18 protein-coding genes are annotated in these 25,386 nt (G+C 59.4%); 5 read left to right on the forward strand and 13 right to left on the reverse strand.

Translation table 11 applies throughout. The features are described 5' to 3' along the window. Nucleotides 1–13: 13 nt before the first annotated feature. From CIC07_RS20380 to CIC07_RS20410, 7 genes are all read right to left on the reverse strand, one after another. Nucleotides 14–1,429, reverse strand: a complete 1,416-nt coding sequence (locus tag CIC07_RS20380; RefSeq protein WP_234992850.1) for an ABC transporter permease — start codon at nucleotides 1,427–1,429, stop codon at nucleotides 14–16. After that, nucleotides 1,426–3,012 (reverse strand): ABC transporter ATP-binding protein, encoded by a 1,587-nt coding sequence (locus CIC07_RS20385; protein ID WP_076353433.1) that lies wholly within the window; start codon nucleotides 3,010–3,012, stop codon nucleotides 1,426–1,428. Before CIC07_RS20385 ends, CIC07_RS20380 begins: the two co-directional genes overlap by 4 nt. 105 nt (nucleotides 3,013–3,117) lie before the next feature. Next, on the reverse strand, nucleotides 3,118–4,260 hold the full coding sequence (locus tag CIC07_RS20390; protein ID WP_076353431.1) for a BMP family ABC transporter substrate-binding protein: 1,143 nt from the start codon (nucleotides 4,258–4,260) through the stop codon (nucleotides 3,118–3,120). A gap of 325 nt (nucleotides 4,261–4,585) precedes the next feature. Then, nucleotides 4,586–5,311 (reverse strand): nucleotidyltransferase family protein, encoded by a 726-nt coding sequence (locus CIC07_RS20395; RefSeq protein ID WP_083687852.1) that lies wholly within the window; start codon nucleotides 5,309–5,311, stop codon nucleotides 4,586–4,588. Further along, the gene (locus tag CIC07_RS20400) at nucleotides 5,308–6,399 is read right to left on the reverse strand and encodes an XdhC family protein (protein WP_076353429.1); all 1,092 of its coding nucleotides are present in this window, start codon (nucleotides 6,397–6,399) and stop codon (nucleotides 5,308–5,310) included. The genes CIC07_RS20395 and CIC07_RS20400 overlap by 4 nt, the downstream gene beginning before the upstream one ends. 104 nt (nucleotides 6,400–6,503) lie before the next feature. Continuing rightward, entirely contained in the window at nucleotides 6,504–8,114 is a 1,611-nt protein-coding gene (locus tag CIC07_RS20405) for a PucR family transcriptional regulator (protein ID WP_076353427.1), read from the reverse strand. A 111-nt stretch (nucleotides 8,115–8,225) separates the two neighbouring features. Then, nucleotides 8,226–8,429: a hypothetical protein gene (locus tag CIC07_RS20410; RefSeq protein ID WP_147441736.1), complete on the reverse strand. Its 204-nt coding sequence runs from the start codon at nucleotides 8,427–8,429 to the stop codon at nucleotides 8,226–8,228. Between the two features lie 135 nt (nucleotides 8,430–8,564). On the opposite strand from CIC07_RS20410, the gene metE reads away from it, so the two are divergent. Both metE and CIC07_RS25515 read left to right on the forward strand, forming a co-directional pair. Beyond that, complete coding sequence (metE, locus tag CIC07_RS20415; protein WP_076353425.1) at nucleotides 8,565–10,895, forward strand: 5-methyltetrahydropteroyltriglutamate--homocysteine S-methyltransferase; 2,331 nt, start codon at nucleotides 8,565–8,567, stop codon at nucleotides 10,893–10,895. 241 nt (nucleotides 10,896–11,136) lie between these two features. Beyond that, nucleotides 11,137–11,454, forward strand: coding sequence for a hypothetical protein (locus tag CIC07_RS25515; protein ID WP_021880059.1), 318 nt, complete (start codon nucleotides 11,137–11,139; stop codon nucleotides 11,452–11,454). A gap of 325 nt (nucleotides 11,455–11,779) precedes the next feature. Here the strand turns inward: CIC07_RS25515 and nrdF are convergent, their stop codons facing one another. The 4 genes from nrdF to CIC07_RS20440 form a co-directional block, all read right to left on the reverse strand. After that, entirely contained in the window at nucleotides 11,780–12,736 is a 957-nt protein-coding gene (gene nrdF / locus CIC07_RS20425; RefSeq protein ID WP_076356694.1) for a class 1b ribonucleoside-diphosphate reductase subunit beta, read from the reverse strand. Between the two features lie 169 nt (nucleotides 12,737–12,905). Beyond that, nucleotides 12,906–14,990, reverse strand: a complete 2,085-nt coding sequence (nrdE, locus tag CIC07_RS20430) for a class 1b ribonucleoside-diphosphate reductase subunit alpha (RefSeq protein ID WP_076353423.1) — start codon at nucleotides 14,988–14,990, stop codon at nucleotides 12,906–12,908. Then, on the reverse strand, nucleotides 14,977–15,336 hold the full coding sequence (nrdI, locus tag CIC07_RS20435) for a class Ib ribonucleoside-diphosphate reductase assembly flavoprotein NrdI (protein ID WP_048747172.1): 360 nt from the start codon (nucleotides 15,334–15,336) through the stop codon (nucleotides 14,977–14,979). Before nrdI ends, nrdE begins: the two co-directional genes overlap by 14 nt. A 582-nt stretch (nucleotides 15,337–15,918) precedes the next feature. Beyond that, nucleotides 15,919–16,572, reverse strand: coding sequence for a TVP38/TMEM64 family protein (locus tag CIC07_RS20440; protein WP_076353421.1), 654 nt, complete (start codon nucleotides 16,570–16,572; stop codon nucleotides 15,919–15,921). A gap of 260 nt (nucleotides 16,573–16,832) precedes the next feature. On the opposite strand from CIC07_RS20440, the gene CIC07_RS20445 reads away from it, so the two are divergent. Then, on the forward strand, nucleotides 16,833–17,027 hold the full coding sequence (locus CIC07_RS20445) for a hypothetical protein (protein ID WP_076353419.1): 195 nt from the start codon (nucleotides 16,833–16,835) through the stop codon (nucleotides 17,025–17,027). A 15-nt stretch (nucleotides 17,028–17,042) separates the two neighbouring features. Continuing rightward, the gene (locus CIC07_RS20450) at nucleotides 17,043–17,960 is read left to right on the forward strand and encodes a LysR family transcriptional regulator (RefSeq protein ID WP_076353417.1); all 918 of its coding nucleotides are present in this window, start codon (nucleotides 17,043–17,045) and stop codon (nucleotides 17,958–17,960) included. A gap of 188 nt (nucleotides 17,961–18,148) precedes the next feature. On the opposite strand, the gene CIC07_RS20455 is transcribed toward CIC07_RS20450, so the two are convergent. Both CIC07_RS20455 and CIC07_RS20460 read right to left on the reverse strand, forming a co-directional pair. Next, the gene (locus CIC07_RS20455; protein ID WP_076353414.1) at nucleotides 18,149–21,823 is read right to left on the reverse strand and encodes an S-layer homology domain-containing protein; all 3,675 of its coding nucleotides are present in this window, start codon (nucleotides 21,821–21,823) and stop codon (nucleotides 18,149–18,151) included. 345 nt (nucleotides 21,824–22,168) lie between these two features. Beyond that, complete coding sequence (locus CIC07_RS20460) at nucleotides 22,169–24,442, reverse strand: YhgE/Pip family protein (RefSeq protein ID WP_076353412.1); 2,274 nt, start codon at nucleotides 24,440–24,442, stop codon at nucleotides 22,169–22,171. A 336-nt stretch (nucleotides 24,443–24,778) separates the two neighbouring features. Between CIC07_RS20460 and CIC07_RS20465 the strand changes: the two genes are divergently transcribed. Continuing rightward, nucleotides 24,779–25,360, forward strand: a complete 582-nt coding sequence (locus tag CIC07_RS20465) for a TetR/AcrR family transcriptional regulator (protein ID WP_076353410.1) — start codon at nucleotides 24,779–24,781, stop codon at nucleotides 25,358–25,360. Nucleotides 25,361–25,386 lie beyond the last annotated feature (26 nt).

A 25,386-nucleotide genomic window follows, 5' to 3' on the forward strand; every position in this document is an offset into this window, starting at 1 on the left:
TCCCGGCGCGGTGTCAGGCGGTGCGGCGGATTCGGAACTTGGCCGCCATGTCGCCTGCGATGAGACAGAACAGGATCGCTCCTTGAATCATGGAAGAGATGGAGGAGGGCATGCCGATCGTCTGCACGCTGTAGCCTCCTACGATGAGGCCGCCGAAAAAGAACGAGGTGACGAGCAGTCCCGCCGGATGAAGCTTGGCGAGCCAGGCGACGATGATGGCGGTATAGCCGTAGCCGGGCGAGATGCCGTACATGAGCCGGTGGGCGACTCCCGACACCTCCGCCATGCCGGCGATGCCGGCGAGGCCGCCGCTGATGCCCATGACGATCAGGATATGGCGGCGGATGCTGATGCCCGCTCCCCGCGCCGCGTCGGGATTGGCTCCGATCAGCCTGAGCTCGTAGCCCCAGCGGGTGTAGCGGATCATGACCGCGTACAGGATGACGGCGCCGACGGCGAACAGCAGCCCGAGATGAAGGCGGGAATCGCCCAGCACCGGCAGCGACTGGTTGTCGCCGAACATCGGCGTGCCGGGGAAGTTGAAGCCCTTGGGATCCTTCCACGGACCGAAGACGACGTAATTCAGGCCGAGCAGGGCGATATAGTTCAGCATGAGCGAAGTGATGAGCTCGTTGACCTGGAAATACGTCCGCGGAATGGCGGTCAGCAGCCCCCAGAACGCTCCGGCGGCGATGCCCGCGGCCAGCATGCACGGAATCGACAGCCAGAGCGGCAAGTCCGGCATGTAGATCGTAACCGCGGTTGCGCCCATGGCGCCTGCGAGGAACTGCCCCTCCGCGCCGATGTTCCACACGGAGATCCGATAGGCGATCGAGACGCCTAGTCCGCACAGCAGCAGCGGAATCGCTTTGACGAGCGTTTCGGCAAGTCCGAATTCGGTGCCGAAGGCTCCACGGAACATTTTGGCGTATACGGTAACGGGGTTCATGCCGTTCGCCCCGATGAAGACGGCGCAAATGAGCAAGCCCATGAGGATGGAGACGACCGGCGTCCACCAGGGCGAGCCCTTGCCCGCCGGATCGATCTCCAGCCGGAACGGAAAGCGCGGCTTATCCGTCCCGGGCGCCCCCGAGGCGCTCGGACTTCCTGGCGGGGCTTCGGCGTATTGTGCCGATCCGCTCGCCGATGCCGCCTTTATCGGAGCTGCCAGGATATAGACGATGTCTCCCCCGGCGGAAGCCAGCATCTGCGCCCCCCTTGCCGGGGGCTGCTCCTGCCGACGCCGCTCCGCTGCCGCTCCGGCAGCCGCAGCGGAGCCCGATTCCTCCGGCATCACTTGCCTCCTCTGCGCCAAATCCGATCCGCCGGCCGAAGCGCTGCCCGGTTCCTCCGGCTTCGCAGCGTGCCTCTGCGCCATGGCCGCCCCGGCGGCCGAAGCGCCGACAGCGATGAATTTCAGCCTGCTCATGCCAACGCCTCCTTCTTGTCGCCGTCCGGACTGCCTTCCTGCCCGGCTTCGGCGGCTGCAGCCGCTTCTCCCATGCCTGTCATGAGCATGCCGATGACCGCACGGTCCGCTTCATCATGCTTCAGCTCTCCGATGATCCGGCCGCCGAAGAGGACGAGAATCCGATCGGACAGCTGCAGGATCTCATCCAGATCCTCCGAGATCAGCAGCACGCCGCCTCCCGTCTCCCGCAAGTCCATGAGCATCCGATGCACGCTGTCCGTCGCGCCGACATCCAGTCCCTGCGTCGGGTGGACGGCGACGAGCAGCTTCGGCTCCCTCGATATCTCGCGGGCGAACAGCAGCTTCTGCTGATTGCCTCCCGACAGCATCCGGACGGGGGTGTCGATGTCCGGCGTGCGGACGTCGAAGCGCTCCACCTGCTCCGCCGCCCAGCTTTTGTTGGCCCGCCCGCGCAGCAGTCCGAGACGGGAGGAGCGCTCGCCGTTCCGGTACGATTTGGCGATCAGGTTGTCCGTCAGCGCCAGGCTGCCCGCAAGGCCGCTCTTCATCCGGTTCTCCGGAATATGGGAAATGCCGGCGTCAATCGTGTCCCGCACCGAGGCGTTCCGCCATTTCTTGCCGTCGAACTCGATCTCGCCCGACTTCCACTCCTGAAGTCCGTTGAGCACCTCGGCCAATTCCTTCTGTCCGTTGCCCGCAACGCCGGCAATGCCTACGATCTCGCCCCGGTTCACCGTCAGATCCAGTCCGTCGAGCGCCTGGCGCCCGCCGTGTCCGGCCGCCTTGAGCCTGCGGATGGCGAGCAGAGGCTCCGTTCCCGCCTCCCCGCGTTCCTTGCGCTCCAGCACGACCTCCTTGCCGACCATCAGTCGGGCGAGCTCCCGCTCGTCCGTGTCCTCCTTGTCGAGCGAGGCGATCATCCTGCCCTTGCGCATGACCGAGATGCGGTCGGCGACGCTCATGACCTCCTTCATCTTGTGCGTCGTGATGATGATCGTCTTGCCCTCGGCCCGCATCTGCCGCAGCGTCGCGAACAGCTGCTCCGCCTCGCCCGGCGTCAGCACGGAAGTCGGCTCGTCGAGGATGATGATGTCGGCGCCGCGATACAGCGTCTTGACGATTTCGACCCGCTGCTGCTCGCCGACGGACAGCTGCCAGATCGGCCGGTCCACCGGGAAACCGAGTCCGAAATGAGCGGCAAGCTCCTCGATTTCCCTTGATTTCCGCTTCAGCCAGCCTCGCCCTCTCCAGAGCGGGCCCTTCTCTCCCAGCACCATGTTCTCCGCAGCCGTCAGCGTCTGCACGAGGCGGAAGTTCTGGAACACCATGCCGATCCCGAGCTGGGAGGCTTCCTTGGGCGAGCGGATCCGAGCAGGCTTGCCGCTCAGGCAGATCTCTCCCTCGGTAGCGCGGTACACTCCGGAGAGCATGCACATCATCGTGCTCTTGCCGGCGCCGTTCTCCCCGAGCAGCGCATGGATTTCCCCTTTGGCCGCCTGGAAGTCCACATGGTCGTTGGCGGTCACGGAGCCGAACCTCTTCACGATTCCCCGCATATCGACGGCTGGAATGGCATTCATCTCGCAGTCCTCCTTCAGTATGAAGCGCGGGTGCAAAAACGGCTCAGACCCCTTGGGGACAAGGGATCTGAACACGCCTGCTCCGGTTCGGATGATCGGTTGCCCTTACTTCGGAATCGTTCCGTCGACGCCTTTGACGAGCCAATCCATGGCGAGAATCTCGTCGAGGCTGAGCGACTTGCCTTGCTCGACCTTGGCCGCTCCGGACTGATCGGCGAGCGGGCCTGCGAATACGTCCAGTGTCCCGTCCAGCAGCTTGCCCTTGGCATCCTCGACCATTTTCTTCACATCATCCGGAATCTTCGCTCCCAGAGGAGCGAGGCCGACCATGCCGTCCTTGATATCGCCCATGTATGAATCGCTCTTCCACGTTCCGTCCATGACGGACTTGACGACCTTCGTATAATACGGCCCCCAGTTCCAGGTCGGGTTGGTCAAGTAGCTGTCCGGCGCAAACCGGCTCATGTCGGAATCGTTGCCTCCTGCGAACGCGCCCCGCTCGGCCGCCGCCTGGATCGTAGCCGGGGAATCCTGGTAGGCGAGCAGCACGTCCGCGCCTTTGTCCAGCAGGCTGACCGCCGCCTGCCGCTCCGCTGTCGGATCGTACCAGGTGTTGGACCAGATGACGCTTACCTTGGCGTCGGGGTTGACGCTTTGCGCTCCGAGGGCAAAGGCGTTCAGGTTGTAGATGACCTCCGGAATCGGGAACGCCCCGACGTAGCCGATGAGGTTCTTTTTCGTCATCTTGCCGGCCGCGATTCCGGACAGGTAGCTGGCTTCATAGTTGCGTCCGAAGTAGGTGCCCATGTTGTCCGCCGTTTTATAGCCCGCCGCATGCTCGAAAATCACGTTCGGGAACTTCTTGGCCACGTTCAGCGTGTAGTCCATATAACCGAAGCTGGTCGTGAAGATGAGGTCATGGTCCTGCGCCAGCTCGGTGATGATCCGCTCGGCGTCCGCGCTCTCCGGGACGTTCTCGACGGTATCCGCCTTGATGCCGGTCTGCTCCTCCATATATTTGCGGCCATTGTCATGCTCGTAGGTCCAGCCTCCGTCTCCTGGCGGCCCGATGTAGACAAAGGCGACCCGAGGCTTCTCGATCGCCGGCTTGGCGCTCCCGCCCTCCGCCGTTCCTGCATTTGCCGCCGTGCCGGAATTCGAGCTCGAGCTGTTCCCGCATCCTGCCGTCACAAGCATAAGTGCCATCAACATGACCGTCGCTGCCTTGAACGAAATGACCCTCTTCATCTCTTATCCTCCTTCAGATCGGCTGCCTGGCTCGGGGCCGCGGCAGAGGCTTTCTGATCCCAACTATAAGATTCGCGATTCGTTTGCGTCAATTAACCTTACATACATTTGGAATCAAGGCTGGTTTGTATCGGTTTCCATTGTGCATGATGCACGAACAAGAGACGAAAAGGATGCTTGGCGCTGCTCTTCGACTCATTTTATGTAATATATATGTTACACTCCCATCGAATCGGGTCGTCCTGCCCATATCCGGCCTTTCCTCATGCAAAAAAGACCCGAACCTCCGAAACGGAGATTCGAGTCTTCTGTCCCTATATATCCGCTATGGAACCTGCGCGCCCCGGCCCGCCGCCGGCTTGCGATTCAGCCAAGCCCCGGCGATCATCTCCAGATCTTCCGGAGTATCGGCATCGTACAGGCTGCTTTCCGCCACATCCCCGAGCATTTCGCCTCTGAAGCCCGCGCCGGCGAACAGCTGCCGCGCCCCGCGGTCTCCTTCCAGCGCGGCCAGCGCGGGAAACATGGATCGCCGCATGATCGCCGGCGGCATCGGAACGCCTTGCAGGGCGCATGCGGCCCAGTCGAGCTTCGGATTCCGAAGCAGGACATCCGCCAGCCTGGCCAGCAGCCCGGCGTCGACGAGCGGCTGGTCGGCGAGAGCGACCAGCACCGCATCGGGCGGCTCGCCGCAGGCGCCGTCATCGGCCGCCGCCAGGCCGCAGCGCAGGGAATGAGCCATGCCGAGCGAGGCGTCGCGGCAGGCCACGATTTCCACCGCCGCGTCGCCGGCCGCTTCGCCGCTCCCTCCCGGCAGCCAGGAGCCATCGTCGTCCTCCCGCAAGACGACAAGCAGCCGCTGCAGCCCCGCGCCCGCCATCGCCCGAACGGCAGAAGCGCCGAGCGGCTCCCCATCCGGCAGCGGCTGCCGCAGCTTCGGGAATCCCATCCGGCGGCTGAAGCCGGCCGCCAGGCAGATCCCCGTTATCTTCAGCGGACGGTTCGTCTCAAGAGCTCCCCTATCTTCCGCCTCTTCTCCCGATGTCCTCATGTCCTTCCAGGCTCAACCGGGCAGGCGAAGCCTGCTTCTCCTCCCGCCGCTCCGAGCGGAACCGCCTCGCGGTCTCGAGGAAGAGGGACAAGCATGCGCCTCGGACGCATGGAGGTTCTTGCTGCCGGCTTCGCCTCCCGCTCGGCCAGCCGCCGCACGGCGATCAGCTCGGCGACGACGCTGACCGCGATTTCCACCGGACCGTCCGCTCCGATGTCGAGACCGACCGGCGCGAAGACGGGAGCTGCGGGCAGCAGGCCGTCAAGCAGCGCCGCCACCCGCTTGCGGGAGCCCAGAATTCCGATATATCGCAGCGGACAGGGAGACAGCAGCTCCAGCATCGCCCGATCCCGCTGAAGCTGATGGCTGCAGATGAACACATAATCGGCAGGACCGACGCTCAGCTCCCGCAGGATGGAATCCGCCGTGCCGAGCGCCAGCTGCGCTCCCGGATACCGCTCCGCCGTGCAGAGCTCTTCCCGCCAGTCGGCCACGGCAAGGCGAAACCCGGCCGCTTCCGCCAGCCGCGCAACCGGAAGCGAATCCGCTCCGGCCCCGAAGAGGATCAGGCGCGGGCGGGCATGAATCGGAAAGGAATAATGTCCGGCTCCGTCGCTCTCGATTCCAGCGACGGCTAAGCTCGAAGCTTCAAGCAGCCGGTATTCGATCGCCCGTCCTGACGAGCCCAGCATCCGCTCCAAATGCAAGGCCGTCCCGCCGTTATGAGCCGCAGCCCTCCGGATGCAGGAGGCCAGCTCCCCTTCCACCCTTTCCAGGAGGACCGTCACCGTTCCGCCGCAGCCGATCGCCTCGCCCCACATCAAGTCGTCGGGCGATTCCATTTCGTACAGCACCCTTTCCCACGTCGGCTCCGGCGGCGAGGAGCCCATGTCGAGCAGAGCCTCGGCCCGCGCCTCTAGATCGGCTTCCAGACAGCCGGGGCTGAGGCTGCCGCGCTTCCAGCCGCCGCGGCCCAGCAGCATGCAGGCACCCGGCTTGCGATAGGAATGTCCCCTTGCCTCCACAATCGTCGCCAGGACGGCCGGACGCTCGCCATCCCAGGATGAAAGCACCGCATGCGCATCCATGAGCATCCCTCCCCGTAGTCCTGCCCGACGGCCGTTCCTCGCGGAACGCCCGCAGTTATTCCTCTCTCTATTCCCTGCCGGCCGTTAGGAGCGCCGGATCTGCCCTATTTCCTTCCGGCCGTTCGCAGCGCAGCAGCCGGCTCCTCCGCTTTCGCCGACATGCCGCGCAGCTGGAAAGCCAGCTTCAGCCGCAGCAGATCGTCCGTCTTCTTGAGATCGACCTCAAGCAGCTCGCTGATCTTATCCATCCGATAGGAAGCCGTGTTCCGGTGGATGTAGAGCTTCTTGGCCGTCTCGCTCAGCTGGCCGTCGTTGTCGAGGTAAACCTCCAGCGTCCGCAGCATCTCCTGCCTGTATTCCGGCTCTTTGCGCAGCAATCCGCCCAGCACCCGGTCGCAAAAGGCCGCCATCCTCTCTTTCGGGCAATGCTCGAACAGATAGGCGAGCTCCAGCCTCCGGTAGGGCACGACCGGATCCGGCACTCCCCATTCGGCGGCGAGCCGCAGCGTCTCCTTGAGCTCCATCCATGCCGAAGCAAGCGACTGCTCCCCGCTCCTGCGCCCGCCCATGGCCGCTCGCGCGACGCAGCCGGCCGACTTGCGCAGATTGCCGGAGCAGGACGCGAGATGCTCCGCCAGCTCATCGGCTCCGGCTCCATCGGGAAACAGCGACAGGACGCCCTCTTCCATATCCAGATGAAGAGCCCCTAATGCCGACAGGACGGGATGGCTCCCGTATTCCTGGCGGATCCTCTCCATTCTGGCGCTGCGCCCGGCAGCGTCGGAAGTCCCTCCCGGCGAGGTCAGAACCGGGATGTACGCCCCTTTCAGCACGGGATTGCCGAAGCTCTCTCCGTAGGCGGCGAGCTCGGCTGGAGGCAAAGCGCCCGCAAGGCAGGCCCGGATCTGGTCCTCGTACTGCCTGCTGCGGTTGTCCGCGGACTGAATTCGCGCTTCCATCTGATAGGCGATCAGCTCAGCCGCCTGATGGAACAGCCCTTCCTCCAGCGTCGTGAAGAGAGGCTCGCCCGTGACAAAGCAGGCGTATCCCGCCGGCTTTCCCCCGCTTTGGAGAGGCACGCGGTAGCATTGCCAGCCTTCCCCTTTCACCCAGGGATGCCGCCCCTTCCATGGCCATGCCCGCAGAAGGCTTTCTTCGGGAACGCCGCTGTTGTTGAACAGGGCTCTGCCTTCCCCGCTGACGACCGCCAGAGGATAGCCGACAACTCCGCTGATTTCCTCGAACAGCTGGAGAATGGGGTCGCTTTGGAGGGCGAAGCGCATGAGCCGCTTCTGCTTTTCCATCGCTGCCTGGAGAGCTTTTGTGCTCCGCTGCATTTCGGCTCTGTAAAGCCCGTTCATTTGATCGGAGAAAGTGAATTCGTACGGAAGCTGAATGAGGGGAAAGCCAAGCTTGTCGGCCATGAGGATAAGCTCAGGCGGAATCCGTTCCCAGAATCGGCCCAGCTTGATGCCGAGTCCGGAAGAGCCTCTGCGGTTCAGCTGCTCCAGCAGTCCCGCTCCGCCTTGAGGGTCGTCCTTGATGAGATACCCTGTCGTGAACAACATCTCGCCGTCCTTGATCCAGTCCCAGATATCGGGAGCGTCCATGACATTGACGGATTTGACGATGCGGGTTTTCCCGGCTGCTCCCGCAACGAGCTTTCCTTCCGAAAGGGGATAGACGGACAGCGCATCTTCGACGGTCAAATGCATTGAGGTTCCTCCTCGCGCTGGCTTGATCTTTATACATGTTAGGTTATCTATCATTATAAGTCGAGATCACCCATCCAACAATCCTTTTTTGTTTATCCCGTCGCCATCCCACTATATATCTAACATAAATCTGACATATTTAATCATTAGCTTTTCCTTCGAGCTTTTTCCTTCGAGCTTTTTCCCTTGAGCTTTTTCCTTCGAGCTTTCTTTCCTTTGGTTTCTTTCCCTTTCGGTTTTTCTTTCCCCTTTCCCCTTCGGATTTCTTTCCCTTTTCCTTGCGGTTCCTTCCCTTGAACTCCAGGCTTCGCTCATTAAGACCATTCGCTATAGCCGCAGAGCATGGCTGGCTATAGCTTATAAGCCTTAGTCTATATCCGAGCAATCATGTTATGTTTCGTTTAAGGCAAGATCAGGAACGCCGCACATTTATTTTCGGGAGGATACGGAATGAACGCGATCAGCAGCAGCTTGGGCTACCCCAACATCGGGAACAAGCGTGAATGGAAGCAAGCGCTGGAGGCATTTTGGGCCGGCAAAATCGAAGAGGGAGAATTTCTCTCCCGCATGGAGGAAATCCGGATCGGCCGCCTGCGCCGCCAAGCGGAGGCAGGAATCGGCCTCGTACCGGCAGGCGACTTCACGTTCTACGACCGGGTGCTCGACACGTCGGCCATGTTCGGCCTTATTCCGGCCCGCTTCGGCTATCAGGGCGGCCCTGTGACGAACGATCTGTATTTCGCCATGGCCCGTGGCAGAAAAGACGCCACCGCCTGCGAGATGACAAAGTGGTTCAATACAAACTATCACTATATCGTTCCCGAGCTACAGCATGCGGAAGCCAAGCTTGTGCGCAACTACCCGCTGGAGGCTTACCTCGAAGCGAAGGAAAAGCTCGGCCTGCAAGCCAAGCCGGTGCTGATCGGTCCCTTCACTTTCCTCAAGCTGTCCAAAGGCTACACGGCCGGCGAGTTCGACGGCTGGATCGCCAAGCTGGTCCCTCTCTATGGCCGCGTGCTCGCTGAGCTTCGCGATGCCGGCGCCGAATGGGTGCAGATCGACGAGCCGTCCGTCACGGGCGAGCTGGAAGCGGCGGATTGGAAGCGGCTCGAGAGCATCTACAGCGAGCTCGCCGCCGCCGCTCCGGAGCTGAAGCTGATGCTGCAGACCTACTTCGATGCGCCTGCCGACTATGCCGCGCTTACCGCGCTTCCGGTAGCCGGCATCGGCCTGGACTTCGTCCATGACCGCGGCGTCAACCTGCAAGCTCTCCTCTCCGACGGATTTCCGTCCGGACGCGTACTCGGAGCCGGCGTCATCGACGGACGCGGCATCTGGAGAACCGATCTGACCAAGGCGCTGGCGCTCGTGGAGAAGATCGCTTCCGTCGTCCCTTCCGATCGTCTCCATATCCAGCCCTCGTGCAGCCTGCTGCATGTGCCCGTCAGCCTCAGCGGAGAAACCGGCCTTCCGGAAGGCCTGCGGGGAGCTCTCGCCGGCGCGGATGAGAAGCTGGAGGAGCTGACGCTTCTGACCGCTGCAGCCGCCGTCGGCACCGCCGGGCTCGGCAATCCTCAGCTTGCCGGCCTAGAGCGCATCCGGGACGGCCTGGCCGCCAACCGCGCGGCGCTTGAAGCTCTCGAAGCCCTGCCGGAGCGCCATAACGCCGCCGTGCGCGAAGAAGCGAAACGGCTTGCGGCAACGCGCACGTTCCGTTCCAGCAGCTTCTCCGACCGCCGTCCGGTCCAGCAGAAGAAATGGCAGCTGCCCTTCCTGCCCACGACGACGATCGGCAGCTTCCCGCAGACGGCCGAAGTCCGTTCCGCCCGGGCGCGCTGGCGCAAAGGCGAGCTGCCTGATGCGGCCTATGAGGCCTTCATCCGCGAAGAGATCGCCAAATGGATCTCGGTGCAGGAGAATATCGGCATCGACGTGCTCGTTCACGGCGAATTCGAACGTACGGATATGGTCGAATTTTTCGGCGAGAAGCTGGAGGGCTTCGCCTTCACCCGCAACGGTTGGGTTCAATCCTACGGCTCCCGCTGCGTGAAGCCGCCCGTCATTTACGGCGATGTCGAGCTGACGAAGCCGATGACGGTCAAGGAAACCGTCTATGCCCAGTCTCTGACGAGCCATCCGGTCAAAGGCATGCTCACGGGTCCGGTCACGATCCTCAACTGGTCGTTTGTCCGCCACGACTTGCCGCGCACGGAGGTCGCCTTCCAGATCGCCCTGGCGCTGCGCAAGGAAGTCGAAGCTCTGGAATCGGCAGGCATCGGCATGATCCAGGTGGATGAGCCCGCCCTGCGCGAAGGCCTTCCACTGAAGAAAAGCCTGTGGCCCGAAGAGCTCGAAGCGGCTGTGGATGCTTTCCGCCTCGTCACGACGGGAGTCCAGGACGAAACGCAGATCCATACGCATATGTGCTACTGCGAATTCTCGGATATCATCGACACGATCCGCGATCTGGACGCCGACGTCATCTCGATCGAAACGTCGCGCTCGCATGGCGAGCTGATCCACAGCTTCGAGGAGAACACGTACGGCAAGGGAATCGGACTCGGCGTCTATGACATCCATAGCCCTCGGGTTCCTTCCACGGAAGAGATGACCGCCATGATCGAGCGCTCGCTCCGCAACCTCGATCCGGAGCTGTTCTGGATCAATCCGGATTGCGGTCTCAAAACACGGGGACGCGAGGAAACGGAAGCGTCGCTCGCCCATATGGTGGCCGCCGCCCGGGAAGTTCGCGCCCGCCGCTGGGCAGCGCAGCAGGCATAATCACCCATTTTTGGTTGGGCGGACATGCTTTCGGCTCCAAATGAAGAGGCTGTTTTCCATTCTCCGTCAGGTGAGATGGAAAACAGCCTCTTTTTTGTTCTCAAAACGAATAAGATAAAATCGGTAATTCAAAAATAAATTTTACGAATGTTGATATAAATAGTGCAAATTTCCCGATTTCTTTCCGATATAAGAGTTAATTAGGTCAATGGACTTACATATACAGGAGAGGGAGTTTGCTATGAGCATTACCAGCACGTATGACAAAGCCACGCATCGAATCCAAAGCAATCTGGAAACGCTGATCCGCCAGTATTTCATCGATGAATCGACCAACACGCTTCTCCCCATCCGGTCCTACACCGAGCTGAGCAGCGAAACCAAACGCCTGTACAAACCACTCACCAAAGGCGCTCTCGCCCGCCTGGCCGGGGTTCGTCCCAATGTCATCACCGAGATCTGCCATCTGCAGCGCGGAACGCTCAACATCTACCATCTCAGTTCCATCGCGGAAGCGCTTAAGATCAAGGATATCAATGAAATCATCGAACTGAAATAACTGCTGGCCACGCCCCCCCAAAAAAGCTCCAAGCCATTGCTTGCAATCGGCTTGGAGCTTTTTTGGGTTCGTTACAGCACAGCCCAAGCCTATGGAGCTGCTGCCGCTTGCTTCTTTGGACATAAGCCTTTTCCCGCATGGGCAAGCCCTTCCCTGCCTGAGGTCTCTCCCTGCTTCGCTGCCATCAGAGCCTCAAGCAAGCAGGACGGTTCGTCGAGCCGCCGCATTCTCGCACAAAAAAAAGCTGCCCCCAATGCGCTTGGAGGCAGCTTGAACGCAGCTGGCAGGCAGCTTGAACGCAGCTGCAAGACCGCCCGGTCCGATTTTAGAAATTGAAAGTGAAGTCCTCATCGCGAAGCGGCTCCACGTTGAGGGTCCGCACATAGCCGTTGCCCTTCTTGGAGAAGAAGTCATGCTGCTTCGTACGGGTGCTGATGCCGTTGAACACGATCGGATTGACATCCTCTTCCTCGAAGAGCGGCTCGAGTCCGAGGTTCATCATCGCTTTGTTGGCGTTGTAGCGGACAAAGGTCTTGACCTCGTCCTGAAGTCCGATGCCGCTGTACAGCTCATCCGTGTAGCGGTCCTCGTTCTCGTGCAGCGTCGTCAGGAGAGTCCGCAGCTCCTGCAGCGTCTCCGCCTGCTCCTGCTCGCCGAGGGAGGCATGGACCTCCTGAGCCAGCACGCCGACGTAAAGGCCATGAATGCTCTCGTCGCGCAGAATCAGGTCGATGATCTCGCCGCTGCTCGTCATCTTGCCTTGACCGGCCAGATAGAGCGGATAGAAGAAACCGCTGTAGAACAGGTAGCTCTCCAGCAGGACCGAGGCCGCCATAGCCATGTACAGCGAGCGAGGCGAATCGATGTTGCGGTAGTAAGCCGAGATGACCGAGGCTTTCTTCTGCAGCAAAGGATGCTTCTCCACCCATTTGAATACCGCGTCGATCTCTTCCGTGGAAGCCAGCGTCGTGAAGATGCTGCTGTAGGATTTCGCATGGATCTGCTCCATCATGCCCATGAATCCGAGCACCGCCTTGCGCTGCAGGCCGTCGACATGCTCCACGAGGCTCGGCATGCCGACTCCTCCCTGAACGGTATCGAGCAGGGTGAGGCCTCCGAGCACCTTCATGTAGGTGTCTCTCTCCTGGTCGTTCAGGTACATCCAGCTCATCTTGTCGTCGGAGAGCGGAATCTCCTCATCTGTCCAGAACTGCATGAGGTTCTGGCTCCAGAAGGTTGCGGTGTAGTCGTCGTCCGGACGGTTCCAGTTGACGGCGCGCAGCGGAGCCGAAGCGGCGGCTTCCGTATTCAGGCCAGAGGCAGAAGGCGTATCCTGCGTAGCGAGATCGATCGGTTTCATGGGGTTTCCTCCTTGTATATCGCGGCTCGGCGGCCTTAAGTAACGAGAGCCGCATCAATGCGGCTCTCGGAAATGGTCATGGAAAGAAAGATCAAACGGCGCAGCTGACGCACTCTTCCACCCCAAGGCGGTTCGTGCGGGTATAGTAGAGCGACTTGAGCCCTTTGTGCGCGGCGTACAGGTAGTAGCGGGCGAGCTCTCGCGTCGTCACGCTGCTGTTGACGTGAAGCACGGCGGAGATGCCTTGGTCGATGTGCTCCTGGATCTCCGCGATCAGATCGATGACCTTGAACTGATCCATCGCATAAGCGGATTTGTAATAGAAGAAGTTGTCCAGCGATAGGAACGGCATCGGATAGTAGGTCGTCGAGTTCGCGTAGGTGCGGGTCTCGATCGGCTCTACGATCGGCATGACGCTGGAAGTCGCATTCTGCACGTACGAGATGCTCTGCGTCGGCGCGATCGCCAGACGGTAGGCATGATACAGGCCTTGGCGGGCTACCTTCTCCTTGAGCTCCGCCCAGTCTGCCGGGGACGGAATCGCCATTCCCTCGAACAGTTCCTTGACGCGGGCAGTTGTCGGACGGTAGTCGGTAGCGAGGTACCGGTCGAAGTAAGTGCCCTTCGCATATTCGGAACGTTCGTAGTCGCGGAAGCGCTCGTTCTTCTCCGCGGCGATGTCGGAGCTCTTCTCGATGGAATAGAAATTCATCATCATGAAGAACGTGCGGACGAAGTCTTTGGCTTCCGGGCTCTCGTAGGCGATCTTGTTCTTCGCCAGATAACCGTGCAGGTTCATCGCGCCGAGGCCGACGGAGTGCATCTCTTCATTGGCCTTCACGACTCCCGGCGCATTGGACACGCGGGTCATGTCGCTGACGGAAGTCAGGCCGGCAATTCCCTCGTGCACCGTTTCCCGGATTTTGCCGTGCTGCATCACGTTGGCGATGTTCATCGAAGCCAGGTTGCAGCTGATGTCGCGGCGAATCGTGTCCGCTTCGCCGAAGTCGCCGATCTCGGACGTCTCCTGCAGCTGGTAGATCTCCGTGCACAGGTTGGACATCTTGATGGAGCCGATATCCTTGAGGGCATGGTTACGGTTCGCGTTGCTCTTGTTCATGATATACGGATAGCCGGATTCCAGCTGGATCGTGGCAATCTTCACGAGCATGTCGCGGGCGCTCATGATCAGCTTCTTCTTGACGGCCGGGTTGGCCATGAGCTCGTCGTACATCTCATCCATGTCGAGATCGTCGAGATGGGAGCCGTAAGCCTTGAAGACGGAATAGGGAGCGAAAGCATGCAGCGGCTTGTTCTCTTCGGCCAGCTTATAGAACTTGTTCGGCACGATCAGGCCGATCGACAGCGTCTTCAGGCGGGTTTTCTCGTCCGCGTTGATCTTCTTGCTGTCGAGGAATTCCATGATGTCCCATCCGAAGATGTTGTAGTAGGCCGCTCCCGATCCTTTGCGCTGGCCCATCTGATCGGCATAGGAGAAGGCATCCTCCATCAGCTTGAGCACCGGCATGATGCCCTTCGCCGCGCCCTCCACTCCTTTGATCGGCTCGCCGCGTCCGCGCAGCTTGGACAGGTTGACGGCCACGCCGCCGCCGATCTTCGACAGCTGCATGCAGGTCGAGAGGTTGTAGTTGATGGAGTTCAAGGAATCGTCCATCTCCAGCAGGAAGCAGCTGACCATCTCGCCGCGGCGGCTCTTGCCGGCGTTGAGGAAGGTCGGAGTCGCCGGCTGCAGGCGCTGCTCCATCATGGACACCGCCAGCGACTTGGCCAGCTCCGCGTCGCCGCGGCCCAGATGCAGAGCCGTGACCGCTACCCGGTCCGGATAATGCTCCAGGAACTGCGAGCGGTCGTTGCTGCGCATCGCGTAGTCCGTGTAGAACTTGGAAGCCGCCATATAGGAAGGAAATTCGAACTCCAGGCTGTGCGCCAGCTCGAATACGGCTACCGCTTCTTCTTCCGTATAATGATTGTATAGATTCTCGTAATAGTCGTTCGCGATCAGATAATCGATCTTGTCCTTATGGCTTGCGAAGACAGGGCTCTTCGCCCGCGCTTCTTCCATGAATGCCGCCACGGCCTCGCGATCCTTCTCCAGCTTGAAGAATCCGTCCGCTCCGCGCTTCATAATCTCGTTGTTCAGCTCAATATGCCGCAAGTGGCTGCACCTCCCGCATGAATTGTTCGACGTCCCGCGTCGTGCCCGAAAGCTCGAATTTGCAAATGACCGGCACCTCGTATTGCTCGGACAGCATATCCGCGCTGCCCGCGAAGTTCGGTCCCCAGTTGCGGTTGCCGCTGGCCGACACGCCTCGAAGGTAGGAACCGCTGCGCTGCAGGAACGCATCCACGGCAGGCGGCACCTGGCCGAAGCCGGTCGTATAGGTCACGAGGACGAACGGCTCCTCCAAGGTTGTGGAATCGTCGATTTTCACGGCCGGGAATCCCAGCTTGCTGACGAATCTCTTCACATTGCCGGTGCGCGAGGCGTAAGCGATCAGCATGGCGGTTCACTCCTTCGAAAAAATGTGTGGCGACTAGATGTTGTGTCTCGAACCGGTACGGGCTATAGAGGGCCCGCTCTGCAAATTACTGTCGAAAAGACAATAAAAAGGACCTGCTTGGAGTTTGTTGCTCTTGCTGCCGCTCCATCAGGCTGTGTCCGGTCGGTATGGTCATGTTGTCTGATCCTGTCTGTGTCTGGCTGCGGAAGCGGCCTCCCGCAAAACGAATCGCTCGGCCCGGACTCCCGCTCGGGGCGGCGGCAGCGACGCTGCCGATGGCCCTCTCCGCAGCATGGCCCGGGGTGGCCGGGCCGTCTCCGGAGTCTCCGGAAGAAGCATATATTGGGTCTTGACAGCTTGTCCGCTTCATGCTTCAAACTGCTATATGTAGGTCTAGGTGTTAAATTTAACACCATATATTGTGGCTGTCAAGCCGTTGACACGTATATACCCTTATGCCTGCAAGTTGAAAACACCACTCCGAAAATGGACTTATTCACAGCTGTTGATAAGAACCGAAAGAGCCCTGGGAGAGTGTCCCCGGGCTCTTGTTCAGGTAATTATCCACAAGATTCCGCTCGCTTAGACAGGAAGATCGGGCTTGTCGGACGGAGAATTTTTTTTGCCTTCTCCCCTCCATTTTCGAACTCGCGGGCTCTTGGCCGCCCTGCTGGCCAGGAAGACGATGCCGAGAATGCCGAGAAAGATAAAATACGACAAAATCAGCACTCGAAGATCCGCATCGGGAAAAATAAGCGAAGAGCTGATGATGCCGAACATCCATATATGGGATAGGTTTCCGACGAGGGACGACCACAGATAGGGACCGAATTTGACCGGGGCGACGGCAGACATGAACGAAATCAGGTTGTTCGGCATGATGGGAATCGTGCGAAGCAGGATGACGAGCCAGGCGCCGTATTGGTCCAGGCTGCCCTGCCAACGCTCGTAGCGGTCCATCCGCGCCTGGAAGCGCCGCTGGACACTGCCGTAGAAGAAAAAGCGGAACAGCAAGTATACGACGAGCGCGGAGACGGTGCCTGCGGCCCAGCTGGCCGCGAGTCCTCCGGCAATGCCCAGGATCGAGATATGCAGCATGATGATCGTAGCAAAGGGAAAGACGCCGAACAGCCCTTGAATGATAGCCAAAGGGATCGTCAGAAGCAGTATATACGGCCCATCCAGGCCGCTGGACGTGACCAGGGCGTCTATCCACCCGTTCAATCGATCGAACATGCTCTCACCGCTTCTTTATCGAATTAAGGGGTCCTTTAATATAGTACTTAACATTTTACGTTATGACACGCGCAAAAACAAAGTCATCCTCTGCCATGCATGGCAGTCTGACGGCCGCCTTTCCATGGCATTCCATGATTGCGCTTCCATCGTTGGAGACGATGGCCGACATCGGAAAGAGTGCCGAATCCCCCTCTCGGAATGATGATACGCTGAATCTATTCCGGATGGCGTTCTCGCCCTGCGAGGGGGAAAAGTAAATGTTGTCGCATGAATATTTTGCGGATACACTAGCGAAACAGAAGAAAATGGAAATCAGCACCATGCTGGACAGGGAGCTGCTTGCGGCCCAAGCATGCCCGCAGAGCAGGAGCAGGCTCCGCCGCCTGCTGGCCTTCACCGCGAACATGCTTCCGGCGCTCGGCAGAACGGCGCAGAAGAAGAACCCCAATTGAAACGGCGGTGTCAGGATGGAGCTCAATTATTTGCGCACGTTTATCGAGGTGGCACGATGCAACAGCTTCACCAAGGCCGCGGAGCAGCTGGGCTATGCCCAGTCCAGCGTCACGCAGCAGATCCAGAAGCTGGAGCTGGAGTACAACGCCAGCCTGTTCGAGCGCTACGGCAGGCATATGAAGCTCACCTCCGCGGGAGAGCAGCTGTTCGACCGTTTCGTGGAAATTCTCGCCTTGTACGACAGCTCCAAGGAGCTCGTATCCGGACAGATGAAGGGCAGCCTCGTCATCGGCACCATTGAGTCCATGATCGCCTATTTCCTCCCCCCTGTCATCCAGAAGTTCCGGCGCGCCTATCCGGACATCACCATTCAAGTTCGGCCGGTTGTCGAAGAATGCATCATCCCGAAGGTTCGATACGGCGACCTGGATATCGGATTGTTCCTCGGCAAGCCGGTAAGCGAGGACGGCCTTCATACCGCCGTCCTGAGAGAGGAGCCGCTTGTGTTCGTAGCGGAACCCTGCCACCCCATCTTCCAGGACGCGGAGCGCGGGCTGGCCTGCTTCGAGAACTTCTCGTACGTCGCCACCGAGCAAGGCTGTGTCTACCGTTCCGCCTTCGAGGCGCTGCTGGCGCGGCACGGGATCGAGTATCGGATCCATCATGAGTTCGGCAGCCTCGAAGCGATCAAGCAGTGCGTCGGATTCGGTCTCGGCGTCGGCCTGCTGCCCCGCATCACGGTAGAGCGCGAGCTTGCGCTCGGCATCCTCAAGGAACTTCCGTTCAGCCATCCCGACATCTCCATGTCCAACCAGTATCTGTATCATAAGCGCAAATGGCTCAACCCCGCTTTGCAGCATTTCATCAAGCTGCTTGAGGCCGCGACCTCCCGAGAGGCAGGAGCTCCCGAGGACGAGGCGGTCCTTCATTGAGCTCTGCCGTCGCGGAGATCTCAGAAGCGGGAGAGCAGCGCAAAAAGACAAGAATCGGGAATTTCCCGCATCCTTGTCTTTTTTGTCCCGTGCATATCTGCCTTTGGAACGCGATCAACCGATTGCCGGCTACGCTTCGATAACCAGCCATTCCGGACTCCGGAAGACTGGTCGGCGCTGCATGACGATTAAGGATGGCTCAACGCCGCTTCAGCTGCCGTCAACGTGGCCAGATTCGTAACCTGGCCCTTTTGCTCCTCGTTCAAAAGATCATAGGCAGCCCGTGCGATTTCAACGAAGTAAGCTTCCGAGTTGAAGACGGATATTTGCTTGATTAGAGTGATGACTACTTTAGGCGTCACATGAATGACGACCGGATAATCATTGAAGTTGAATCCGATGGGGTTCAAATTCTCGTCGTACATGACAACGATTTTCGTGATTGTTCTCTTGCGGGCGTCGGAATTATAGGTAACGATACCGCGAGAACTATCGACATCAGAATAAAAGACGTCTTGAACGGCCGTTTGTACCGTTATTCCTTGACCTTCAAAAGGACTCTGGATATACGAAACATAACGGACATTCATGCCCATAGCAGCGGGATTTGCCTTTAATCCAGTAGCTGAAACGAATGAAAATCCCACATTTTGCATCATTTCCAGGTCTCCATTGGGATTGTCGGTCGCAATCAGGAATTGGTTTCCAGGAATGAAATTCAAGGGAGTGAAGTCGTACTTCGCTTCTATTCTCGGGGATTCGGCTTGCCCATCCTTGGCAATCGAAACCCAAATGCTTCCTTTCTCCCCTTGGAGATCCCTGTTCCAAAGCTTTGTCGAGAACGCTCTTATATCGCTGTATCCTCTTCCTTGAACAAGCGGCTCAACCGCTTCCGGGCTTGAATAAACCTTTACCACCGTATCTGCCCCAGCGCCGATGACGGAAAAATATCCAGCAGCCGTAAAGCCAAGCCGGTAAGATGGAGCGAGCAGGAAGGAATAACTAATGAGATCACCCGTCTTCGAACTTACATCAAATCGAACCGTACTCATGAATCTGCTATCGAAATTAAATTCAAAGGATCCATTGTTGAGCTTTGCTTTTACCTGCTTGTCCTGAACCATGCCTTCCGTTTGAGCATGGATTGAAACTTTTTCTGCATTAAAGTCAAAATTGAACTTTACGGAAGTCGCCGAGCCTGCTATCCCGCCCGAAGCGACATATACCTGTGTCATCGGATCAAAAGGCTTATCGAGCGTCATTCCTTCCACAGTCAAGCCTTTGATGACGTCGCCTATCTGTTCAGGCTGTTTCAGCCTGGCTATCGCAGCTTCGGCGGAGAGCAGGTCCGCCGAATTCGTCACCAAAGCCTGCTCCGCTTGACTGAGCCTGTTGTAAGCGGCTCGGGCGTCGATGACCAAGCTCTCGAAATCCAATGTCACAGGCACAGGAATCCGTTTGATCATCTCGCTGACAACAGCCGGATCGACTGCCGTCTTGACATGCAGCGGAACAACGGCAAAGCCTACCACATGATAGGAAGCATCGTAGAAAAAGACCTTGAAGTACGTATCAAAATCGTTCGGAGCGTATCCCCAGTCCCAATAAATCTCCGTGAAAGGAGTATTAATTTTTCGGAGGGCGCCATCCGTCGCCAAATAGCGTTTGCCCTCCTCGCGGGTGGCATGCTGCCCGGGATCGGCTCTCCAGCTGCCGGCTGCCGCGTAGACAGCACCCGCAACGCCGAGAGGCTGTCCGTCAAAGCTCAACCGGATGGAATAGTTGCCGTCAAGATGTCTGTCTTTCATTTCCGCATCGGTCAATTGAGAGGCCGTCAGACCAGCGGCGGAGTTCGGCTCCAAAGGATAGAAATTGTAGGAGCAAGCCTCCTTCTCCCCCCCATTGAGGCTCAGCCAGACCGTTCCTTCCATGCTGGTGCTTGCCCTTAGAGAAACGGAATCGTTAGTGGCCACTTGTGCATCGTATGCCGTCTCATCCGATTTATTCAGGAACAGGCTTACGCGATCGCCTGCTTTAAGCCCACTGATGTCGAATAAGCCCGGACTGACGGTCGTCTTCTCCGCAAGCGTACGCTCGTAGGTAACGAGAATTGTATAGCCTCCAAGGCTCTCTCCGTCCAGACCAGCCATGCCGACATAGACATAATTGGCTTGGCGCGCAGCTTGAACATAAGTGAACGAGCCGTTTTTCAGAGCCGCCTTGGGAGCTACCTCTTCTCCATATACCGTCTGAACTTCTACGCTCACCTTCAGATCGCCGGAAGCGGCGGCGTTCACTTGCAGCGGTCCGGCTGCATAGCTAAGAGGAAGGACGACCTTGTACTCATGCTCTTTCGGATCGAATCCTGTCTTGCCGCTGTCTCCCCACCAAGCAAGGGGGTAACCGCTGATGGACAAGGAAGAAAGAGCGGCCTGCTGCCCGGGAAACCATGGCGGCGGAGTTGTCGTCGGCTGGACGGTCGGCGCCACCGTTGGCGGAGGGCTCAGCGTTGGCGCTATAGTCGGCGCTGGCGTCAGTGTAGGTGCGACGGACGGTGTCGCCGTAGGTGCTGGACTCAGGGTCGGCGCAACAGTCGCCGTAGGCGCTGGCGTCGCTGAGGGCACCGGGAACGGGAAGAAGCCTCCCCCGCCAAAGATCGGCGCGCTGCTCGGCGATGGGGTTGGGACACCGGCTCCGCTCAAGGCTTGAGGCGCCGTCTCGAACTTGGACGCCGAAGCTCCCGTTCCAAGCAGGGCTTCCTTGATAACGCCTGTTCCACTCGCTTCAATAGGAGCATCCAGAACAAGCTTGCGGACCGTCGTCCCGGCGCTCAGTTCAAGAAGCGAGCCTGCCGTAGTCGAACGGAAGGTCAGCTCATCCAGAACGGTGCCGCCGCTTGCGGCGATCCGTACCGGAGAGCCCTTCTTCTCGACGAAGACGCGGGAAAGCGTTCCGTTCTGGATATGGACGGAGTGAAGGCCGCCTCCGCGCACATACGTCGTTCCCTTGACGGCGACTCCGGCAAGGAAGACGTCGCCCTCGCCGATGCCCTCGCCAAGGACAAGGTCTCCTTCGACAACGGTATTCCGGATCGTGACGCCGGGGGCCGTGACCGACACGTCTCCTTTGAGCGTGCGCGATCCCGCCAGCGGACCGTAGACGCCTTCGCTGCTGTAGAGCGTGCCTTTTGCCGCCTCGGCAGCCTGCGCGGCTTTGCCGATCGCGACGATGGCTTCAGCCCTCGTAAGATGGCCTCCAGGACGGAACGTGCCATCCTTGTAGCCGTTCAGCACGCCTTGAGATACGAGCGACGCGACTGCCGCCCGGCTCCAGGAAGCCAGCTTGTCCGCATCCGCGAATGCCGCCGGAGCTTCCGCGCCGCCTTTGCTGCCGGATGCGCTCGCCAGCATAACCGCCGCTTCCTGGCGAGTGACCTTGGCGGACGGACGGAACGTGCCGTCCTCATAACCGCCCGCATAACCGGCGTAAACGGCTGTCGCCACCGTGGAATATTCCCAGCTGCCCGGCTTGATATCCTTGAAACCGGCTGCCGAAGCGCCCTGAAGGCCGAACGCCCGGTTGATCAGAGCGGCGAGCTCGCTGCGCTTGACCGGATCGTTGGGATGCACGCTTCCGTCGTCATACCCTTTCAGCTTGCCTTCCGCCAGCCATTTTTCCAGCTCGCTCTGTGCCCAGTGCCCCTGGATATCGCTCGCCCTCGAAGCCGAAGGCGCCGATGCCGCTGCTGTCGTTCCGGCGCTTGTCCCGCTGGCGAATCCGCTTGATGGAGCTGCGATCGTCGCAGCGAGCAAGCCCGATAGTCCTGCAGCCACAATTCTGATGCCGATTCTCTTGTTCCCCACCCATATTCCTCCATATAATCCGCATAAAAACGATTCCAAGGTAGGTTATACCATCCATTGAACATCCTGGCAATTGAAATTTTTCGCTTGCCGAATCCGTGTTCCCAGTCTTTTTCAAGTCCTTTTTTAAGTCCTGATTATCCCCTTTTCCCCATTAATTCTACAGCTGGTTCTCATTTCGCCGTGTGGGATTGCCGCCCTTCTCATTCCGCCATGCTGCATTCACTCAGCCTCATGCATGCGTATGCCTCCTCGAACAATTGCGCTAAAACAAAAAAAAGACCGCCCCAGTCATTGTCATGACGGTAGGGCAGTCTCTTTAGTTCATAATTCATTACGAAAGGATCAGACCGGCACGGCCGGTTCCTGCACCGCGTCGATGCTTGATGTCTTGCGGCCTGATATCGCGAAGTAAAGAGCGGTCAGGGCAAGCGCGATCGCCGCGTAGATGCCCAGGCAGCCCATTTGCGAGTAGATGACCGATGAGTCGCCGCTGCCGATCGCCGCTCTGAGCCCGGTGATGCTGTGGGACATCGGCAGCCATGGATTCACGGCCTGCATCCATTCAGGCAGCAGCTCCTTGGGGAAGGTGCCCGCGCTCGAGGTGAGCTGCAGAATCATCAGCATGACGACCAGATAGCGGCCGACCTGATCGCCCCAAGTGACGAGAGCCTGAACGATGAGCGTAAAGGTAAGGCTTGCGGCAAAAACGAGAGCGACGAACAAGGGCTTATCCGCGATCGTCAGCTTCATACCGTACATCAGGATCAGCGTCGCCACGACCGACTGGCTGATGCTCATGAGCACATACACCGATGTGCGGCTCATGAAGCGTCCGAGCCTGCCCGCGCTCTCCTGGAACGAATGGCGCGATGAAATGACGGTCGTGAAGAACAGCGCTCCGACGAACAGCGCCATCGAGATGAAGTACGGGGCGATGCCCACGCCGTAGAGCTCGATCTTGCGCGAGCCGTCTTCCTTGATTTGGACCGGATCGGCGAACATGTCCACGGTCTGCTGCCCGTCCTTGATGTCGGAAGTTTTGTCGGCGCCTTCCTTCAGCTTGGTCTGCAGCTCTCCCGAGCCGTCGATCAGCTTGGTCGTGCCGTCCTTCAGCTCGCCTGCGCCATTCTCCAGCTTGACGGTTCCGTCCGCGACGGAACCGACGCCGCCGGCGAGCTGGCCGAGGCCTCCGGCGAGCTGCGAGGCGCCGCTGCTGAGATCCTTCGCTCCGCTCGCCAGCTTGGTTCCGCCGGATACGGCGTCGCCGAGCTTCGCATTGAACTGCTGCAGGCCCGCCTGCAAGTGGCCGGCGCCGGCTTGCAGCTGCTGCGCTCCGGCCAGCAGCTGCTTCTGCGCGGCGCTGAGCGAGGCGCTTCCTGCCAGCAGCTGCTGCTGGGCACCGTTCAGCGACTTGCCGCCGTCAAGCAGCTGCTGCTGGCTGGCAGCCAGCTGCTTGCCGCCTGCAGTCAGCTGCTTCTGCGCGGCGCTGAGCTGATTGCTTCCCTGCGCGAGCTGCTGTGTCGCGGCGAGCAGCTGCTTCACCTGCTCGTTGTCCGCAAGCTCGGGATTCGCCTTGACGAGCTGCTCCCAGCCTGCGGCGACCTGCTCGGCTCCGCCGGCCACCTTGGCGCCGGCTTCCTCAGCCGAGGCCAGCGAATCCGCCAGCTTGGCGCTTCCGTCCGCCGACTGCTGCAAGCCCTGCTGCAGCTTGGCGCTTCCGTCCGCCGACTGCTGCAGCCCTTGCTGCAGCTTGGCGCTTCCGTCCGCCGACTGCTGCAGCCCTGCGGCCAGCTTGTCGGTTCCCTGCTTCGCCGCGGAAGCTCCCTGCTCCAGCTGGCCTCCGGCCGAATGCAGCTGGCCGAGGCCGCTTGCGAGGGTTCCGCTGCCGCTGACGAGCGACTGCGTGCCGTCCTTCAGCTTGCCGGCTCCCTGGCTGAGCGGATCCATGCCGCTTTGCAGCTTCTGCGTGCCTTCCGCCAGCTTGGCGAGATTGCTCTTAAGCTTCGCCACTCCGTCATCGATCTTGCTGGCTCCGTCCTTCAGCTCCCCGGCGCCGTTGCTGGCTTCCGAGAAGCCGTCCGATATTTCCTTGACCTGGTCGAACATGCTCTCGGTATAAGCCTTCGTAATGCCGGAGCTCAGATCGGCTCGGATATCCTTCATCGCGCTGTTGCCGATCTGGCCGGCAATGAAGTTGTAATCGCCGTTCGGCTCGAATACGATCTCGGCCCGCTCCGGATTGTCGTCCATCAAGGTCGTCGCTTTCGCGGAAAAGTCCTTGGGAACCCGGATCGTCATGTAATATTCGTTGTCCTTCATTCCTTGCTCCGCTTCTGCCGGACTTACGAACTGCCAGTTGAATTTCTCGTTCTTCTTCAGCTCGTCGATGAAATCATGTCCTGCGTCAAGCGTTTTCCCCTTGTACACCGCTCCGGCGTCCTCGTTCACGACGGCAACGGGCAGCTTCTCCAGATGGCCGTATGGATCCCACGACGCCTTGATCAGGAATCCGCTGTACAAAATAGGAACAAACGCAACGGCGATGAACGAAATCGCGAGCATCGGCTTCTTGAACATGACCTTCAGGTCTTTGCCGACGACGTTCAAGGCTTTCATGGTTTTCCTCACCCTATCTTTCGTTTATCTTTTTCGGTCGGCTTGCGCATGCTAACCAGCGAGGATCCGCTGGATCACTGAAGCACTATCCTCCAAGTTCTGACCAAAAATCAATTTCGGTCAGTTGGTCAAAACCTACTTTAACACGCCCTCCGGCATCTTGCAAGAGCTCCTCCGCAGTGCAAGCGCTGTCTCTTCAAATAAAAACGAAACGGCCATTGCAGTTCTCCGTATAGAAAAGTTATGATTGGTATCGAATGACCAAAATACATTTTTAGTTCCACGGTCAATGAAGTGATGGCTGAGGAACCCCGATATAAAGGAGCGATCCCTTTCATGTCCATCGATCGGAGGACGGAAGTCGTCAACGCCGCAGCCAAATCCTTTGCCATGTTCGGCTACAAGGCCACTACAATGGATCAGGTCGCCAAAATCGCACGGGTGGGTAAAGGAACGATCTATACTTTTTTTGATAATAAAGAGCAGCTGTTCGAGGAAATCATGAACAACTTCATCAAGGAAATCCTCGCGGTGGCGGAGGCTGCCATCGATCCGGACAAGCCGTTCGCCGAAAATCTTCACCGCTGCCTGCTCGACGTGCTCACCTACCGCCGCGAGCATGAGCTCAGCGTCCGCCTCTCCTTGGAGATGAAGGAATTCGGAACCGCGGCGGCCGGCTTCGGCATCCGCATGACCGAAGAAGCGCTGAACGGCTTTGTCAGCGGCGCCGTCCAGGACGCCATCGTCAAAGGCGAGATCAAGCCTTGCGATCCCAAGCTTACCGCCTATGTGCTGATCAAGCTGTTCATCACGCTCGTCAGCGACTGGCCGGCCGCGTCCGGACAGCCGATGAAGGAAGAGGAAATCATGAAGATGTTCGAGCTCTATTTCCTGAACGGAGTTTCCGCGCAGGGCTAGTCCGGACTTGAAACTGGCCGAATAAA

The organism is Paenibacillus sp. RUD330, assembly GCF_002243345.2.
Classification (GTDB): Bacteria; Bacillota; Bacilli; order Paenibacillales; family Paenibacillaceae; genus Paenibacillus_O.

Coding starts and splice junctions, on each gene's coding strand:
- CIC07_RS20380 (WP_234992850.1), bottom strand. CDS start 1,429: ATGAGCAGGCTGAAATTCATCGCTGTCGGCGCTTCGGCCGCCGGGGCG.
- CIC07_RS20385 (WP_076353433.1), bottom strand. CDS start 3,012: ATGAATGCCATTCCAGCCGTCGATATGCGGGGAATCGTGAAGAGGTTC.
- CIC07_RS20390 (WP_076353431.1), bottom strand. CDS start 4,260: ATGAAGAGGGTCATTTCGTTCAAGGCAGCGACGGTCATGTTGATGGCA.
- CIC07_RS20395 (WP_083687852.1), bottom strand. CDS start 5,311: ATGAGGACATCGGGAGAAGAGGCGGAAGATAGGGGAGCTCTTGAGACG.
- CIC07_RS20400 (WP_076353429.1), bottom strand. CDS start 6,399: ATGGATGCGCATGCGGTGCTTTCATCCTGGGATGGCGAGCGTCCGGCC.
- CIC07_RS20405 (WP_076353427.1), bottom strand. CDS start 8,114: ATGCATTTGACCGTCGAAGATGCGCTGTCCGTCTATCCCCTTTCGGAA.
- CIC07_RS20410 (WP_147441736.1), bottom strand. CDS start 8,429: ATGAGCGAAGCCTGGAGTTCAAGGGAAGGAACCGCAAGGAAAAGGGAA.
- metE (WP_076353425.1), top strand. CDS start 8,565: ATGAACGCGATCAGCAGCAGCTTGGGCTACCCCAACATCGGGAACAAG.
- CIC07_RS25515 (WP_021880059.1), top strand. CDS start 11,137: ATGAGCATTACCAGCACGTATGACAAAGCCACGCATCGAATCCAAAGC.
- nrdI (WP_048747172.1), bottom strand. CDS start 15,336: ATGCTGATCGCTTACGCCTCGCGCACCGGCAATGTGAAGAGATTCGTC.
- CIC07_RS20440 (WP_076353421.1), bottom strand. CDS start 16,572: ATGTTCGATCGATTGAACGGGTGGATAGACGCCCTGGTCACGTCCAGC.
- CIC07_RS20445 (WP_076353419.1), top strand. CDS start 16,833: ATGTTGTCGCATGAATATTTTGCGGATACACTAGCGAAACAGAAGAAA.
- CIC07_RS20450 (WP_076353417.1), top strand. CDS start 17,043: ATGGAGCTCAATTATTTGCGCACGTTTATCGAGGTGGCACGATGCAAC.
- CIC07_RS20460 (WP_076353412.1), bottom strand. CDS start 24,442: ATGAAAGCCTTGAACGTCGTCGGCAAAGACCTGAAGGTCATGTTCAAG.
- CIC07_RS20465 (WP_076353410.1), top strand. CDS start 24,779: ATGTCCATCGATCGGAGGACGGAAGTCGTCAACGCCGCAGCCAAATCC.